9 protein-coding genes are annotated in these 16,967 nt (G+C 58.3%); all 9 read right to left on the minus strand.

All coding sequences use genetic code 11. The features are described from left to right. Position 1 precedes the first annotated feature (1 nt). The 9 genes from floA to addB all read right to left on the minus strand — a co-directional run bounded on the left by floA (position 2) and on the right by addB (position 16,848). Entirely contained in the window at positions 2-1,015 is a 1,014-nt protein-coding gene (gene floA, locus MKX76_RS14045; RefSeq protein WP_007129408.1) for a flotillin-like protein FloA, read from the minus strand. Between the two features lie 107 nt (positions 1,016-1,122). Continuing rightward, positions 1,123-2,484, minus strand: a complete 1,362-nt coding sequence (locus MKX76_RS14050) for an NfeD family protein (RefSeq protein WP_341033990.1) — start codon at positions 2,482-2,484, stop codon at positions 1,123-1,125. Positions 2,485-2,730: 246 nt separating this feature from the next. Then, the gene (locus MKX76_RS14055; RefSeq protein WP_007129405.1) at positions 2,731-3,171 is read right to left on the minus strand and encodes a GatB/YqeY domain-containing protein; all 441 of its coding nucleotides are present in this window, start codon (positions 3,169-3,171) and stop codon (positions 2,731-2,733) included. Between the two features lie 16 nt (positions 3,172-3,187). Then, on the minus strand, positions 3,188-3,361 hold the full coding sequence (gene rpsU / locus MKX76_RS14060; protein WP_005547957.1) for a 30S ribosomal protein S21: 174 nt from the start codon (positions 3,359-3,361) through the stop codon (positions 3,188-3,190). Between the two features lie 181 nt (positions 3,362-3,542). Next, the gene (locus MKX76_RS14065) at positions 3,543-3,902 is read right to left on the minus strand and encodes a histidine triad nucleotide-binding protein (protein ID WP_028404330.1); all 360 of its coding nucleotides are present in this window, start codon (positions 3,900-3,902) and stop codon (positions 3,543-3,545) included. Between the two features lie 288 nt (positions 3,903-4,190). After that, positions 4,191-7,643: an AAA family ATPase gene (locus tag MKX76_RS14070; RefSeq protein WP_341033991.1), complete on the minus strand. Its 3,453-nt coding sequence runs from the start codon at positions 7,641-7,643 to the stop codon at positions 4,191-4,193. After that, entirely contained in the window at positions 7,640-8,821 is a 1,182-nt protein-coding gene (locus MKX76_RS14075) for an exonuclease SbcCD subunit D (RefSeq protein ID WP_341033992.1), read from the minus strand. Before MKX76_RS14075 ends, MKX76_RS14070 begins: the two co-directional genes overlap by 4 nt. A gap of 322 nt (positions 8,822-9,143) precedes the next feature. Beyond that, a complete protein-coding gene (gene addA, locus MKX76_RS14080) occupies positions 9,144-13,340 on the minus strand; it encodes a helicase-exonuclease AddAB subunit AddA (protein ID WP_341035043.1) in 4,197 nt (1,398 codons plus the stop codon). Continuing rightward, positions 13,330-16,848 (minus strand): helicase-exonuclease AddAB subunit AddB, encoded by a 3,519-nt coding sequence (gene addB, locus MKX76_RS14085; RefSeq protein WP_341033993.1) that lies wholly within the window; start codon positions 16,846-16,848, stop codon positions 13,330-13,332. The genes addA and addB overlap by 11 nt, the downstream gene beginning before the upstream one ends. Positions 16,849-16,967: the final 119 nt, after the last annotated feature.

The following is a 16,967-nucleotide window of genomic DNA, read 5'->3' on the forward strand; positions in this document are numbered from 1 at the left end:
ATCATTTGTTATTGTTCGGATTGTCTCCCGGGTTGCCTGTATTATCGCCCATCTTGCCGATCGAGCCTCTCATCTGCGTATCGGCCTCAAGGTTCTTCAGGTTCATGTAATCCATCACCCCGAGCTGGCCGCTGCGAAGCGCTTCAGCCATTGCAAGCGGAACCTGGGATTCGGATTCGACAACCCGCGCTCTCATTTCGACGACGCGAGCCTTCATCTCCTGCTCTTGCGCTACCGCCATCGCACGGCGCTCTTCCGCTTTGGCCTGAGCGATGCGCTTGTCGGCTTCCGCCTGCTCGGTCTGCAGGTAGGCCCCGATGTTCTTGCCTACATCGACGTCGGCGATATCGATCGACAGAATTTCAAACGCCGTTCCGGCATCAAGCCCTTTCGCGAGAACGGTTCTGGAGATCAAATCCGGATTCTCCAGGACGTCCTTATGGGAGTTACTGGAACCTACCGTGGTAACAATCCCTTCACCTACACGGGCAATGATCGTTTCTTCACCAGCACCCCCGACGAGGCGGTCAATATTCGCGCGAACGGTTACCCGGGCTTTTACCTTAACCTCGATGCCGTCTCTTGCTACGGCAGCGACAACCGGCGTCTCGATGACACGCGGATTAACGCTCATCTGCACGGCCTGAAGAACGTCCCGGCCGGCAAGGTCAATCGCTGCGGCCCGTTCAAATTCAAGCGGAATATTCGCCCGCTGTGCAGCGATCAGCGCGTTGACGACGCGGTCTACGTTACCGCCTGCCAGATAGTGGCTCTCGAGCTGGTTAATATTCAGTCCCAGCCCTGCCTTTGTCGCCTTGATCAGCGGATTGACGATCCGGCTAGGCGTTACGCGCCGCAGCCGCATGGCCACGAGCGTAATGATTCCGATGCGCACGCCGGAAGCGAGCGCCGAAATCCAGAGCATCAGCGGGAAGAAGCTGAAAAACACGCTAAGTGCGATGATCGCAACGACCGCGATCAGCAAAATTGTCACCAAGGAACCATCCAAATCCATTGTTACTTCACCCTCCATCTTTTGAATAACGAATGTAATCAGGTACTGCTGTTAACCAAGCTTAACTTCACTTCTCTATCCCATACTACACATTTCCTGATGAAGCTTCACCCTTTTTCTTCCTCGACGACAATCCGCGTTCCATCGGTCTTCACCACGCGGACCCGGCTGCCGGATTCAATATACCCTCCGAGCGTGACGACATCCAGCCGTCTTCCTTCCAGCTCCATCGTACCGGCCGGACGGAGTGGCGTTATAGCTGTTCCGATAAGACCTATCAGGCTGTCCCGGTCCTCATTCGGAATATAGCCCTGCTCTTTCGTCAAGCTGTCGTTCAGGATGAACTTTCGCCATATTCCCCGCTCCTTGAACACCAAGGCCACAACCACGATGGTGACTAATGCTGACGCCACCGCGATTCCGAGAGACAACGCGACATGCGAGGTGCTGTACGCAGCCCGGACCACACCGGTTATCAGACTGATCGAGCCGATGATCCCAAGTATGCCGAAGCTCGGAACGAACAGCTCCATCGCCAGCATCAGAATTCCGATAATGAATAAGAGCCAGGTCTCCCAGCCTGCAAAGCCGGCCACGTAGTTCCCGAAGAAATACAGCACGAAGGCGGCGATGCCAAGAATGCCCGGAACACCGAAGCCCGGTACAAGCACCTCAATAATGACGCCCGCAATACCGATGAACAAGAGCAGCGTCATGACGCCGGGATGCGTCAGAAACGTCGCCAGCTTCTCAGAAAAGGTTGGCTCCATCCGGAACACATCCTGGGTGGAAAAGTTCATCCAGGTAATCACTTCCTCTGTGCTGCTAGCGATCGTATCTGCATACCCTGTCTTCAACGCTTCCTCGTTGGTTAACGAGATGATTTCCCCCGGTCCCTTCGTCCGGCCGATCTCCGGCATCTCCACCTGGATGTTGACATCCGCCATCCCCATGGCGATCTCCTTGTTCCGGCCGCTGGCTTCAGCCGCACTGGCCATCGTCGTCTTCCACCAGGACACGAGCTTGGCATCTTCAATCGGGTTGCCGCTGCCGTCCACCATCGCTGCGGCTCCGATCATGGTTCCCGGCGCCATGGCAATCTTGTCGGCGTTAAGGGCGATATAGCTTCCGGCCGAAGCCGCCTCGCCCGTAACGAAGGCTACGATCGGCATATTACTCTCTTTCATCAGCTTGGCGATTTCCCCCGCCTGATCAACAAGTCCGCCCGGCGTATCGATCTCAAGGATGATGAGCCCGGCCTTCATCTTCTCGGCTTCCTTGAAACCGCGTTCCATAAAGCTGGTCAAGCCGCGTTCAATCGGCTGTTTGACCGGTATTACGTATACCGAGCCGGTGTTGGCTCCCAAAGCCGGCTGGGACGGGAGCACCCACATCAAGGCGGTTATGAGCAACATAACGGCAGCCGCCGTCATGGCGATCAGTTTGCGCGGCCAAATCATGATTTTCATCGTACTCCTCCTTTCTCTTCGACTTATACGGCCATCCTTCTTCTGTCTTCGACATGAAGGAGAGGATGACCTTCCTGCATAAGCATATGTATCAAGTCACTCTCCTATGGTTATATTTACGGATCAGCCGCGATTTCGTTTCAAGAAAGTAAGCCCTGACCGCATAATTCCTTCACCCCCTCGCTCAACAAGCCCGAAAACAAGAAAAAACACCCCTTGAAATCAAGGGGTGTTTCACTTATGTTGTTACAGAAATTGTTGAACAACTTGATTGACAAGCTTTCCGTCCGCACGCCCTTTAACCTTCGGCATGAGAGCGCTCATTACTTTACCCATCTCGGCTTTTGAAGAAGCACCGGTTTCCTGGATGGTCTGCTGTACAATGACTTTAATTTCTTCTTCAGTAAGCTGTTCCGGGAGGTAGGCGCTTAGGAGCTCAATTTCTGCTTTCGCATCGGCGGCAAGATCGTCGCGTCCCGCTTTTTCAAATTCTTGGAGGGCATCTTTTCGCTGTTTGATTTCACGACTTAAAATATCAAGCACTTCGTTGTCATCCAAACTTCTTTTCAAATCTATTTCAAGATTTTTTATCGTCGAACGAACCATCCGAATCGTAGAGAGTTTGAACTTGTCCTTACTCTTCATCGCTTGCTTCATATCTTCGTTCAATCGTTCGCTAAGATTCATGCTAGTTCAGATCCTCCTAAAACTTTCTCTTACGAGCAGCCTCGGACTTTTTCTTGCGCTTTACGCTTGGCTTTTCATAATGCTTGCGTTTCTTCACTTCAGCCAATACGCCATCTTTAGCGATGGAACGCTTGAAGCGACGAAGTGCAGCATCAATTGTCTCGTTTTTGCGAACTTTAGTTTCAGACACCAGTTTTCCCTCCCTCCGACCAGACCGTCCAAGAGCAATAACACGGTTCATCAAACTTCATTATAGGGCAAACGGAAATATGGTGTCAACCTTGACGGCAACTAAAAAAAGTCAGGCAAGCAAAAGCAGCCCCGCCGGCTTAAAATGCCGCGAAGCTGCAGTGTATCGGCTGGTCCAGCCGTTATGTATGCGATGGCGAGATTCCTGTCAACGCACCCAGCCGTTTGCCACCCATCAAATGGTAATGCAGGTGAAACACTGTCTGTTCTCCGTTTGGGCCGCAATTGTTGATTAGGCGGTATCCGCTCTCGGCAATGCCGAGCTGGGCAGCTGCCTCTTGCGCAGCGCGGTGCATCTCGCCGATCAGGGCCAAATCCTCCTCCTGAACATCGTTCATCGAGGAGATATGCTTCTTCGGAATGATGAGCACATGGACCGGCGCCTCCGGATTGATATTTTGGAATACCAGCACCTTATCGTTCTCAAGCACCTTGGTGGAAGGGAGATCTCCATTTACGATTTTGCAGAAAATACAATCCATCACATCATTACCCCTTTCATAGAGTCTCATGCTCCCATCATATAAGAAAAGGGGGGATTCGTCCATTATGCGGCTTTTATGATAAAAAAAAGAGAAGCACCCGCCAAGGACGAAAAGTCCGGCATGGCAGGCCAAGCCTCGCAGGGGAAGGGAAGAGCGTGCCCGCTGGAAGGCATTAGCACTGTCAGGTGCTTCTATTGCATGTCGGCTTGACTGTATTATAACAGTGCCATATAGCTGTATCTGTGATCCCCGTCACATTGTAAGAATACTTCTGCAGCCTGAAATTTACATAGATTCGATTAGGATTTGCGAGCCTTCGCCTGCCTGCTCCGCAGGCCGTACCACCAGCTTACGCGGAAGACGGGCCCGAAGCTCCGGCACGTGGCTGATGATTCCGACGGTCAGTTTATCGGTATGCAGACGCTCCAGTGCTGTAATAACGGTCTCCAGCAGCTCCGGATCAAGCGTGCCGAAGCCTTCGTCCAAGAAGAAGAACTGCAGCGGATACTGCCCTCTCAATTGAATCTGAGCCGATAGAGCCAAGGCCAAGGCCAATGAGGTGAGGAACGTTTCGCCGCCGGACAGCGTCGAGACCGGACGCCGGACGCCGCCGTTGGCATCGTCCCGGATCACAAACCCGCCGCCGGAATCCACCTCGAGCGAGTAACGCTGTTTGGTGAGATACCGCAGCCGCTGGGAGGCCGCCTGGCTGACCTGCATCAGCTGCTCCTCGGCAATATACTCCACAAATGCGTTTCCGCGCAGACAGGACTGGAGCTTCGACAGCCGGTCGCTTTCGCTCTGGAGCTCTGCCCGTTTGGCCTCAAGCTCCATATAGCGGATATGGCGCTTGCTTAGATCCTCCAGATCCCGCTCTGCCCTCGCTTTCGCCTGAAGGGCCTCCTCGTCGGCCGAACGGGCAGACGCGAGCTCCGAGCTGCACAGCTGCCAGTCCTCCTCATTGTAGGGGCTCGCTCCAAGCTTCTGCATAACATCGCCGAGCCGGACCGTCCATTCCCGCTGTCCCTCGCGATGCGCTTTGACGGCTCCGGAGATCCGATCGATTTCTTCGCCAGTCAGACAAGCGTCCCGAACATCGGATTCCGTCGCGAACGGCGAAGCATCGAGCTGCTTCTCCCAAGTCAGCTTCGCTGCCTCATGATGCTCCTCCGCCGAGCGGGCGGCCTGCCCGGCGATGGCTGCCTCTTTAGCGGCTTGCTGCGCCGCTTCCTCGGTCTTCCGGCGCTGCATTCTGGCCTGCTCGGCGGCTTCTCTGAGCTGCTTCAGCCTGGAGCGGCACTCCTGGATCAGCTCCTCGGCCGAGCGGTCTCCGATCCATACGGACAGCCGCTCTTCTTTCTCCTTCAGCACTTCCGCCTTGCCTTCCCGCTGGGTGTCCGCCAGAATGAGGTTTTTCTCGAGCTCGCGCAGCTTGCCCTCGAGCTCTTGCACGGCCTGCTGCTTCTGCTCCAGAAACGGAACGCTTCGCTCAAGCCCTTCCTTGATCTTCTCGGCTTCGGCATCGCTGGCCTGCATATGCTTGAAGCGGATTTCAGCCTCCTCCAGCGGCAAATCCGGGCGGGTGCCGGACCACGCCTTGACGATTTCGGCGGCTTCAGCTTCCAGTCCGGCAAGCTTATCCCGAAGCTGCCGGACGGACAGGGCTCTGCTGTCCACGGCCGCCCCCTGCTTCGCCAGCTCTTGCCGGCACTGCAGCAGCTGCTGCTGCAGCTTCGAAGCATCGTTACGGCACTGCGCCATCGCAGCCGCTTGTGAATCGGCGGCCTGCTCAAGCCGCTTGGTCTCTTCTGCAAGCTGCATCAAGTCATACGGCGGGCGGGTATCCGGCACGGCGGCTACAGCCGCTTCGAGCATGCTGTTGCCTGCCTCGTCATGGACGGCCTCCAAAACAGCCGCCCCGCCCCCTTGACGGGCTGCCGCTTCGGCACCGATTTGCCGGAGCAGCGCCTCGCTCTCGCTCAGCTGCTGCCTTAATTGCATGCGAGTCTCCTGAATTCGATGCATGACATCATTCAGCTGCTCCATCGCCTCAACATCGGAAGCCTCGCCTTCAGCAGGCCGTGCGGCCGGATGGGGATGGTCCTTGCTGCCGCATACGGGACAAGGTTCGCCCTCCCGCAGCTCGGCAGCCAATGAGAGCGACAGCGCATGAAGCTCCCTCTCGCGCCGGGCTCCCTCCATCGACTTGCCCAGCGCGGATGCGGCCGCCGCGATACGCTCTGCCGCTGCGGAAGCTTCAGCGGCGCTGCTCTTTACATGATCAGCGTGGCCTGCCAATCGAGCATGGTGCTGCAGCAGCTCCTGCTCCTGAGACTCTAATTCTGCCAGCTTCAGGCGCAGCTCCTGCTCGGAGCCCTCCTGCTCCTTCAGTTCCTGTCCGGCCTGGGCCTTCAGCTTCTCCACGGCACGCAGCGATTGAAGCTGCTGCATCGCTTCATGCAGCGCCTGCCGGTCCCCAGAGCGCGTCTCAAGCCCCTTCAGCTGCTCCTGAAGCTCATCCCTGCGGCTCCGTCCGCGAAGAAGCAGCTCCTGCTCCTTCTGGAGCTGGGCATTCGCTTCCTCCAGCTCCTTCCGGAGCGCTGCCCGAAGCTCGTCCAGCTTCTTCAGCTCTTCGCGCAGGGAATCCCGCTCCCGCTGCAGCAGAACGGCCTGGCCCAGCTGCTCCTCACGCTGCAGCAGCTTCGGTTCTTCAGCCGCAAGCGCGGCCTGGGCCGCTTCATCAGCCTCGGCGGCCTGGGCGGCTGTCTTTTGCATAACGTCCGCCTGGGCCGCTTGCGCTTCGGCCGTACGCCGACGCTGCTCCCACTGTCTGCCGGTCTCGCGCCAGGCCTCAAGCGCAGGAAGCACCGCCGCTGCCGCTCCAGTCAGCTCCAGCTTGCGCTCAAGCAGCCGAATTTCTTCTTCATGCGCCGCAAGCTCATCCAGCTTGCTCTGAAGCCGCTGCCGCTCCAAGTCCAATTCCCGGAGCTTGGACAGCGACTCGTGACGCTCCTGGATCGACTGAAGCCGCCGTCTCGATGCCTCGGCGTGCTTCTTGGCATGCTCCAGGGCCAGCTCTGCCTCCGCAAGCGCCTCCTTGCCTGCACTTCCAAGCCCCTGCTGCTCGGCCTCCACGGATTTCAAAACACCTTCCGTTTCCTTGACCCTTCGACTCAGCTTGATCGCAAGCTGATCGCCGTACCGTTCAAGGTGAAACAGGCGCTGCAGCATTTGTCTGCGCTCGCTTCCCTTCAGCGACAGAAATTCCGCAAACTTGCCTTGAGGCAGAACGACCGCGCGGGTAAAGTCATCCATTTTCAGGCCGATTTTTTCCTCAACGCAGCGCGTGACTTCCGCCAGCTTGTCCGCCATGACCTGTTCGCCGTCTGCGGTGACGTGTATGAACCGGCTGACCGTATTGCTGATCGACAGCTCATTAACCCGCTTAAACCGCCGTTCTACCCGGTAACGCTCCGACCCGGCCGGCGAGCTGAGCTCAAACGTAAAGGACACAAACAAGCTGTCCTCCGAATGATTCATGATGCCCTGCGTGCCGTTGACCGCACGCTCCACCTTGCCGTACATGGCAAGCGTGATGGCATCGAGCAGCGTCGATTTCCCGCTGCCCGTCGGGCCGAATATGCCGAACAGCCCCATTTCGCACAGCGCTTCAAAATTAATCTCCTGCGGGCTGCGGTAGCTCTGCAGACCCGACAGCTTCAACAAAACCGGCTTCATGCGCCGCTCACCTCCGCCGCATCCTGATCTTCCTCTTCGACCAGCTCCAGAAACAGCTGAACCAGTTGATCCTCCGGTTCTGCCCCGCCGGTCTGCCTCTGGTAGAACTTGCGGAACAGATCGGGCAGCGGAATACGCGAGCGCTCGATCTCAAGCTCCAGCGCCTCCATCTCCGGATAGACCGGCCGGATATGTACGATACCGTCCCTGCTTTTGCGCAGACGCTGAATATCCGCAAGCCCCATCGCCTCCGTCAACGTAATTTCCAGATCGATGAAAGCATTGGCGTCCCGGTCCTCATCCAGCCACCGGTACACTTCCTCCAGCCCGCCCTTCGCTTTCCATCTGACTAAAGGCCTGCCGCTCGTAAGGAACACTTCCTCGATGACAGGGCTGCCTCCGGGCGCAACGTCGATCATCGTGACGGACTTCGCCTGCCCGGCTTCCGAGAAGCTGTAGGCCAGCGGTGAGCCGCTGTAGCGGATCACCCCTTCCCCTTTTACAGCCTGGGCCCTGTGTAGATGTCCGAGCGCGGTATAGGACGCTCCCACGGCCAATGCCGACGGATCGACCGTATATGCGCCGCCGACTTGAATCGGACGCTCCGAATCGCATTCCACACCGCCAAGCACATAGATATGGCTCATCGCAAGGTTTACCGTGTCCGGCGTAAACGCATGGGCCAACCGCTTCATGAGCATGCCGACCCGCTCGCTGTATGCGCGGCGCAGCTGATCCTCATCCCCGTCCAAGGCGAGCAGCTCATTGAGCCTCGCTTCCGACGGATAGGGCAGAGCGGCGATTTTGGCGGTTTCCCCTGTTCGTGCAGACACGGTGGTGACCACATCGGAGACGGGCATGCCGATCAGCGTGATCCCCCGGTTCGATACGAGCGGCGTAATCGAAGATACGCGCTCCGGCTGGTCATGATTGCCGGCGATGACGACCATGGGGCGGCCGCCTTCCGTCAATCTCGCTGCCGCATCGTAGAACAGCTGCTCCGCCGCTGCGGGCGGATTGACCGAATCATACACATCGCCGGCCATCAAAATCAGATCGGCCTGTTGATCATCCGCAAGCTGAACCAGCTCCTCCAGAAACCGCTCCTGCTCCGCGAGCCGGCTCCGGCCCTCCAGCGTCTTGCCCAGATGCCAGTCCCCCGTATGCAAAATGCGCATCGCTGCATCTCTCCTCCCCCGATATAAACATTCTTTTTTGGTACCGTCAAAAGGCTTTAAAGCCCTTAAGCAAACCATAAAATATTGCCTTATAAAATAACAAATTCCTTCACCGTGCAAAGCGCGGCTCGATCATACGCAGACCGATACCGCTAGATAAGTCTCGGCGCAGCCCCAGCACCTTCGGCATTTTAAAACAAACAATCAGTAATGGCTCAGTATCGCTTTCGTTCGGTCAACCGGTGCATGGACCATGACCATATCCGAAAGGGCTGGCGCCGTGTAGACTGAATTTCAGGAAACCGCATAGCCGCCAAAAAGTTTATATCCTAACCGCATGGCCCCCGTCAAAAAAGTACAGCCACTTCTCATGCACAGGCTCGCCCAAAATATCCTCCAGCGCCTTCGCATACAGCTCCAATTGAAAACGGTACTGTTCCGCAAGCGCCTGAAGGCCTCCCCGGTGCTCCAGCACCCGGTCCGTTTTGTAATCAAGCAGTACCAGCCTGCCTTCGCGGCGGAACATGCAGTCGACGACCCCTTGAACCAGCACCGTCTCATCCTGGAGCAGCCGGACATCCGGCCGGTCCGAAGCGCCCTGCGGGGACAGCTCCTCGAGAAAGGCCAGCCCCTGATATGCATCCGCAGCAGGCAGCGCATAGGAAAACGGCATCTCCCGCCATACCTCCTCGGCCGCCAGCAGCTGCTGCCCCACCTCGCTTTCAAACAAGCGGCTGATATCGGATGGTTCCACGGCTGCAGCCTGCTCAGGAGTAATAATCTCCCGCTGAACCAGATCAGCGATCAGAGCTTCGGATTCGTGAAGCCGTCGGCCGGTCGGTTCTTGCGCTTCAACATCCGCAGCTCCGGCCTCTCTTTCTTGGAAATTGCCAAGAGGCAGATGCTGCATCAAGGTATGATAGACCGTCCCGCGTTCGGCAGGGGTCAGCTTTTGCGCCTCCATAAATTTCGGGCGGCGAAGGTTCAAAGTAAAGGCGGCCGATGGATAGCCGTTATGGTCTGAATCCGGCGAATACGCTGAAATGCCCGCAAACAGCCCCTCCTGCGCGCCGCGCCTAACCGCCCGCTCCTCAAACAAGTCGAGCGACGGCTCTTCCTGCATCGCCAGCAGCTTTTTCATCTCCGTGACGGACGTCTTCGCCGAGATACCGCTCACGGCTTCATAAGGGTAGACCCAAGACAGCTTTCGATTAACGGCTTCCCGGCTTTCTGCATCTTTGCCGCCTGAATCTGCATCAGCCTCCTCGATCGGCACCGGCTCAAGCCGCTGCACGGCCTTCATCCGTTCAAAACGCTCCTGTCCGCGATCCCCCTCTTCATCGATCACGATGCCCGGCGGCTCCAGCAATGACTCCGGCGTCTCGACGGCGAAGATCCAATCGGATGGATCCTTCGACAGAGCAGCGCCTTCGCTGTTCACCGGCAAACCTGCAAGCTCGCGAAGCTGGCCTGCGGACGGGTGGCGGATGACCGCCGGACCGATCCAATCCAAGTAGCTCCGGCCTCTAGCCAGCAAGTAGTCGGGCAGCAGGAGCTCCGGATGGCTGTCGGCCTGGGCCCATGCCCCTGCCCGTTTCGACAAATCCTTCACCGTGCCGACCAGAATCATTTTCTCCTTCGGACGGGTAAGGGCCACATACAGCACCCGCATCTCTTCGGCCAGCAGCTCCAGCTGGGATCGGCGTCGGATCGCCAGATTCGGCAGGGTCGGATAGGTGACCCGCATGTCTTCGTCCACGAATTTCGGACCAAAGCCCAGCTCCTTGTGCATCAGAAAAGGCGCGTTCAAATCCTGCTGATTGAAATTTTTGGACACCCCGGCAACGAACACGACCGGGAACTCCAGTCCCTTGCTCTTATGGATCGTCATCAGCCGTACCGCATTGCCATGACTCTCTGCCGAGCTCGCTGCCCCCAGATCGCCGCCTCGCTCCCGCAGACGGGAGATAAAGGTCAGAAAGCGGAACAATCCCCTCGAGGAGGTATCCTGCTCATACCGAACCGCCCGGTCATACAATGCCGTTAAATTCCCCTGGCGCTGCTTGCCTCCGGGAAGACCGGAAATCCAGTCCAAATACCCTGTCTCGCTGTATATACGCCAGATGAGGTCGCTTAGCCCGCCCTGACGAGCCTCCTCCCGCCAGCGCTGCAGCCGTCCCATGAACAGGTCCAGCTTAAGGCCGAGCTCCGGAGAAATGTCAGCCGCGGCTTCTGGATCAGCGGATGCATTTAGGGCGCTTACCCCGGTCACGAGCTCATGTCCGGCAGCCGCCTCGGCCAGCCCCTCCAGCTCCTCTCCCAGGCTCCATGCGCCGTCCACCAGCCCCGATGCTGGGGATGCCGCTGCGGACGGTGTTCTGCGGACCGCGCAGGCAGCCTTCAGAGCGTCATAATAAGTTCCTTTGGCGCAGAGGCGGACCTGGGCCAGCTCCTCCTCGGTCAATCCGACCAGCGGCGAGCGCAGCACGGAAGCGAGCGGGATGTCCTGCCGGGGGTTATCGATGACCGCAAGCAGCGAGAGCATGATCTCGACTTCCGTTGCCTGAAAATATCCTTTATTCTGCTCTCCGACGGCGGGAATGCCCGCCAGGCGGAGCTCTTCCATCATTAAAGGCGCCCAGATCATGGCCGAGCGAAGCAGGATGACCATATCGCCATACTCCACCGGACGCATCGATTTGAGCGATTTATCATAAATCATGAGCGGCTTGCCGGTTTCCCCGGTCATCTGGCGGATTCTGCCGATGATCGCCCTTGCTTCAAGCTGGGCCGTCTCCATCTCGGCGGCCTCAAGCTCAAGACCTGCGCTTTCGTCGTCATCAGCCGACTCCCCGCTCTCCGGATCGGCGCTGCTTCCGCTTCGGTCAATCAGCAGCAGCTCCGGTTTATAAGGGCTGCCGCCCTCGCCTTCCTGTTCCGGAAACGAGGCGCCGCAAACAAGCTCGGCCCGCGAATCATAGGCGATCTCAGCCACGGACTCGTTCATGATCTGCCTGAACAGCATGTTCACGGCATCCACGACCTCCATGCGGCTGCGGAAGTTGCGGGCCAGATCGATCCGGATTCCCGCGAGGCTTGTTTCCTCGCCGGCATCGCCTGCCCCGTAGCTTTTGTATTTATCCAGGAACAGTCCCGGCTCCGCGAGGCGGAAACGGTAAATGCTCTGCTTGACGTCGCCGACCATAAACCGGTTCCCTGGCGCTTCGCGGGAAATGAGGCGGACGATGTCCTCCTGCACGCTGTTGGTGTCCTGGTATTCGTCCAGGAGCACCTCGTCGAATTGCTGCCTGTATTCCATTGCAGCATCCGAAGGCAGCATGCGGCCCGGTTCCGAATCGGGATGCCGCAAGATATGAAGGCAGTAGTGCTCCAGATCATTAAAATCGACCATTCCTTTGGCCGCTTTCGCTTCGCGGTAGCGTTCGCCGAAGAGAATGACCGTCTCGGCAAGCTCCTTCATCAGCGGCGCGGCCGTTTGGAGCTCCCGCAGAAATTCGCGTGCCGGCCGGCCGAATAAGGCGCCCTTTAGCTCATTGACGGTTTTCTTCGCTTGCTCTCTCAGCTCCTTGACCTGCTCCTGGAGCTCGGGAATGATCTCGGCCTTGCGGATCGATTTCAGCTTGCCGAAGGAGGCGTCGCGGAAAATTTCATGCAGCGATTCCCACGGAGAGTGTTGAACCGCCTCAAGCAGGGAGCCGACAAGCGCTGCGTCTTCCTCCAAATTGTCGGCGTACGCCGCCGGTCCGCCCGGCTGAAGCGCAATCGCCCGAGCTTGCTCCAGCAGCCCGGCTGCTCCGCTTAACGCGAGCCGGGCATCGGCCAGGATGCTGTGCACCCACGGCGTCCGGCCCAGCTGTTCCGTATCCTTCGCCTCGAAGCTGGCGGCCGTATCCCGCAGCCAGCGCTCCGGCCACGGATGGCTCCGTGAAAAATCGTAAAGCCGCTGAACAAGCCGGTACAGCGCATCATCCGTCCGTTCGCCGCTGAACCAGTCGGCCAGCCGCATGAAGTTGCTTCCGGGCTCACCTTCCGATTCCCCGTACTTTTCTTCGAACAGCTCCTCCAGCAGCTCCTGACGCATCAGATCGGCTTCATGCTCATTCAAAATCCGGAAGCCGGGGTCGAGCGGAATCAGCTGGTAATATCGGCGGATGACCTCCATACAGAAGGAGTGCAGGGTCGTGATGGACGCCCTGCCGAGCAAAGCCAGCTGGCGCCGAATGTGCTCATTCTCGGGATCCAGGTCCAGCTCCCGTTCCAGCGCCTCTCTGATCCGCTGCCGCATTTCAGCCGCGGCGGCTTTGGTGAAGGTCGCGACAAGCAGGCGATCCACGCTGAATCCCGACGACTCGTCCAGGATTTTGCGAATGATCCGTTCGACGAGCACCGCCGTTTTGCCTGAGCCTGCCGCTGCCGCGACCAGAATATCGTCGCCGGAGCACGCAATGGCTTTCCATTGATCGTCGCTCCACATGCTGCCCTCTGGCTTAGCCATCATGTTTGCCACCGGCTTCCTCTCCTTTCATTTGTCCGAGCAGATCCCACACTTGATCCCGTCCCGGCTTGCCGAGCAGCTGATATTGACTGCCCTCAATCGTATCGTCGAACTGGCATACCGGCCGATAGGCGCAGTATGTGCATGCTGTTTCCTGCTGGATCCGGTACGGCTCGATCGCCACATCTCCCCCGGTAATTCGCGAACCGATGGTCGTCATGTTGCGGCGAACCGCGGCTAACAGCGTCTCCCACTGTTCTGGGGTTGCAACGGCCGCGCTGCTGTAGAAGCTGCCGTCCGCCTTCACGGCAACCGGAAGAATCGCGGAATGGCCCTTTTCCAAATAAGAGTCCATGAGGGATACCGCTTCGCGGTCTGCAAGCAGCAGCCCCTTCATCTTATACCGCTTCAGCAGCTCCTCCGCTGCCGCCTCCGGCGTCATGCCGTTAGCCGACTGCAGCACCGGATCATGGACGTGGAAATACAGCGTGCCTGCCGGCAGCGCCTGTTCCCCGATCCACAGCTCCGCATAGGTCAACAGCACGTCCAGATAAGTCAGCATCTGCAAGGATAGTCCGTAGTACACCTCGTGCAGACGGAGATCCTTCTGGCTCGATTTGTAGTCAATCACCCGAAGCATGACGCCATGCTCGCCCCGGGCCATGTCGACCCGGTCAATCCGTCCTACGACCTCCATTTTCACCCCGTTATCCAGCTCAAAGGTAAGGGGAGGCAGCGGCTTGCCGGGACCGAAATCAAGCTCAAGGCCGACCGGCTCGAACTTGCCGCGGCGCGCCTGCTCGCCCAGAATGACAGAAGCTCGGCCGACAATATTCTTCAGCTTTCGCGAGATGTAGCCGTAGCGTTTGGAGCTCAGCAAAATTTCGCCCTGAAGCATCGGAGCCAGCCGGTCCACGGTCTGTTCCGCTTCGCGCAAACACTCCTCGGCCGTCAGGTCGCCCCAGCTTCGATGCTCCGATTGAAACTTCACCGCCATCTGGCTTAAAGCTGCATGGAACAGCTGGCCGATGTCCGGAGCTTGCAGACGGTAAAGCTGCCGTTCCCGCAGCTTCAATCCGTGGGACGCAAAATGCGAAAACGGGCACGCAACGAAGCGTTCCATCCGGGATACGCTGGTTGCAAGCCTTACGCCGTACAGGCGCCGGCTTGTCTTCTCCGTCAGATTTCGCCCTTCATTGCGATAGGTTAAAGAGGACAGCATTACGCCGAGCCGCGTCTTCCATTCCGGCTGGCCGGCGAACCAATTATAAGCATGCCACCAGAAGTCTGGGAGCTCCTCGCCGTTTCGCCAATCCCGCAGCCGGCCGGTCAAATAAGCGATCGTCTTCCCGGGCCGGGTCACGTATCCCGCCTGTTCCTCAGGGGATTGCCCGGCATGCGGCCGAGATGCGAGCGGCCCCTCGCCGATCTGAAACATCAGCTTCAAATGGCGGATCACCTCGGATGGGAGCAGCGTCTTGCCTTCATCGTCCGCGGCGGGATAGCTGACCCACAGCTGCATGCTGGCCGTAGTCAAAGCATTATAGATCAGGAAGCGTTCGTCCAGAAGCCTCCTCGATATGGTCGGGGCAAGCTCCAATCCGCGCTCCGCCAGGCCGCTGCGCTCCTGTTCCGTCAATATCCCGTCATCCTCAAACTGCGCCGGGAGCACTCCGTCGTTCACCCCGAGCAAAAACGCATATTTCACGCCACCCGTCCGCGTCCGATCCATGCTGCCGATCAGCACCTGATCCAGCGACGGCGGGACGAGGGCCATCTTCAATTCCGTGAGCCCGGTATCCAATATACCGGCGAACAGCTCGGTGCTGAGCTTTTCATCCCCCATCATCTCCACGATCTGATCCAGCAGTCCCAGCACAGCCCCCCATACCTGGCGGTGCTCCCTTGCCTCTTCGGGACGGCCGGCCTCAAGCGCCGCTCTGCTCAGAAGCTCCAGCTTCTCCGGCACATCCGCTTCCTCCAACAGGCGGAAGACGGCCGTACATTGCTCGCGGGCGGTTGCCGCCTTCTTCAGACGCTTCTCAAATGGATGCAGGACTGACGCAACGGCAGCCCTGGCATATTCAATACGCTGCAGCTCTTCCGTACCGCGGGCTTTCGTTTCCCCTTCCTCCAGCGAGAGGCTGGGCGCACCCTTCCATGGGCGGCCATCCGTCCAGCGGGAGCCCTGAATACCTGAAGCCAGCACGTGATTCTCGAGGCGGTCCATATCTTCCCGGGACAATGAACCGTCAAGCGGGAGCAAAAGATCGGTCTTGACGCAGCGGAAGACGTCCTCGTACCTCCAGCGGCGCAAGCTGACATCCAAAGCCGAGCGGACAAACTCCACCACCGGATGGTGAAGCTCGCTCCGTTTCTGATCAAGGAAATACGGAATGCCATACTCCCGGAACAACGGGCCGATCAGATGCTCATAATCGCCCAGGTTGCGGACGAATACCGCCATATCCCGGTACCGGGCCCCTTCTTCCTGCGCCAGGCGGAGCATCTCCCGGATCGCTCCCTCGATTTCGGCGCGGCGATTGGCGGCTGCATAGAGCCGCAAGCCATCCGCTTGCGTGCCCGCCTCTTCCCGCCAGCGCATTCTCCTGTCATAGCCGCGCTCCAGATGGGCCAGCACCGGTCGTTCACTGAAACGGGGAGGGACTTCCGGCGCAAGCATGCGGTGCTCGGTATCCGCGCCCAGCTCGTCCGCGATCCCTTTTAGCTTTATGTACGTGCTCGCCGTAGGATGGAACAGATCCAGCTCATGGGGAATGCCCCCTGTTGGATAAGGCTTGTCCAAGGTAAGCGCAATCGTCACCTGTCTTGCATGGGCCAGCAGCTCGCGGATGACTCGATATTCCTGGGGAGTGAAGCCGTGGAAGCCGTCGATCCAAATATCCGCATGGCGAATATAGTCCGAATCCGCAATGCTTTCGGCCAGCGTCGCAAGCGTGTCCTCCTCGTCCATATAGAGTCTCGATATTTCCAGCTCATAATCCCGAAAGATAAGGGCGATTTCCTTCAGCTTACGCTGAAGCATCGGAGGCCCCCCTGTATGGGAAGTCAGCAGCTCAAGCTGTTCCTCCACGCAAGCGGCGTCGATGCAATACCGCTTCATTTCGGTATACAGCTCGCTGAGCTTGCCGACAAAACCGAGCTGCTCGCCCGAAGGGCCGAATAGCTCCAGCTCCTCCTTGCGGCGGCGAAGGATTTTGTACAGCAGCATCCGCTTGCCTTCCTCGCTGATCGCCACCTTGGCTGCTCCGCCGGTCTCCTGCATGACCCGGTAAGCCAAGCGGCGCAGGCTGAGCACCTGGGCCCTAAATATGCCCTTGATGCCTCCTGTGTTCACCAGCGCATGCTCCGCCTCGAACGATCCCTGTTCGGGAACGATCAATATCATCGGGTTGCCCTGGGGCGATTCCTCCAGTCTCCGGCTCATCTCTTCACGAATGGCCGTGCTTTTTCCGCTGCCCGACCGGCCGATTATAAATTGCATCCTCATCTTCGCCTCAAGCCTCCTTCGCCTTTTCCGACAGTTTACATGCAGGGGAATTCCTATGGTTCTATGAATCTGCCTTCCATCATGAGGATCCGCGCCTGCTATCTATTGAAATTTCGTAT

The sequence above is a fragment of the Paenibacillus sp. FSL R5-0810 genome (assembly GCF_038002285.1).
Taxonomy (GTDB): domain Bacteria; phylum Bacillota; class Bacilli; order Paenibacillales; family Paenibacillaceae; genus Paenibacillus_AQ; species Paenibacillus_AQ lactis.